General features: G+C 70.4%; 1 protein-coding gene. It reads left to right on the plus strand.

Going from position 1 to position 1,091, the window contains the following annotated elements; translation table 11 throughout:
* Window positions 1-106: 106 nt before the first annotated feature.
* A partial coding sequence (locus ACI78Q_RS23680; protein WP_456925930.1) for an IS481 family transposase occupies window positions 107-1,091 on the plus strand: 985 nt, incomplete at its 3' end.

Below are 1,091 nucleotides of genomic sequence, written 5' to 3' on the forward strand. Positions count from 1 at the left end.
TGTACTGCCCATGAGCGTTGTTGACGGCGCCGAGGCCTGATCCAACGAGGAGACCTCCGAGCGAAGGTGTGGGTGCTGACGCCACGCCCGAATGCTCGGAGGTCTCGTGTCCCACGCTAACGCTCGCCTGACCGTTCATGGCCGCGCGGAACTTGTCCGCCGGGTGGTCGAACTGGGTCGGCCGGTCGCGCACGTCGTGATCGAGTTGAACGTCTCTCGCGCCACCGGCTACAAGTGGCTGGCCCGCTGGCGGGAGGAAGGCCCTGCTGGGCTGCTTGATCGTCCCAGCCGGGCCCACCGGCTCCCCGGTAGGACCTCCGCTGAGCTGGAGACGCGGGTGCTGGCTCTGCGCAGCGCCCGCAAGCTGGGTCCCGCGCGGATCGCACCGCTGGTCGGGCTGGCCCCCTCGACGGTGCACGCAGTCCTGCGCCGGCACGGCATGCACCGGCTGGCTTGGCTGGACCGGCCCACCGGCCAGCTAGTGCGGCGCTACGAGCGGGCGCGGCCCGGCGAGCTGGTGCACGTCGATGTCAAGAAGCTCGGTGGTATCCGGGCCGGTGGTGGCTGGCGCGTGCACGGCCGCGGTTCGGCCCAAGGCAACCACAGCCGCAACGAGCAATTGGCCGGCCGCCGGGTCGGCTATGACTACGTGCACTGCGCCATCGACGACCACACCCGCCTGGCCTACGCCGAGATCCATCCCGATGAGACGGCTGCCACCTGCGCCGGCTTCCTCCACAGCGCGGCGGCCTGGTTCGCCGAGCACGGCATCGACCGGATCGAGCGGGTGATGACCGACAACGCCCGGGCCTACCGGATCAGCCATGCCTGGCGCGCCGCGCTGGCTGACCTCGGCGCCCAGGCCCGGTTCACCCGGCCCTACCGGCCACAGACCAACGGCAAGGCAGAGCGGTTCAACCGCACCCTCGCCGACGAATGGGCCTACATCCGGCCCTTCGACAGCTCAGCCGAGCGAGCCGCAGCCTTGCCCGACTGGCTGCACACCTACAACCATCACCGCAGCCACACCGCACTCGGCGGACAACCCCCGATCACCCGGGTCGCCGTCAGCAACCGTGCTGGGCACTACA

The organism is Geodermatophilus sp. SYSU D00705, assembly GCF_054050135.1.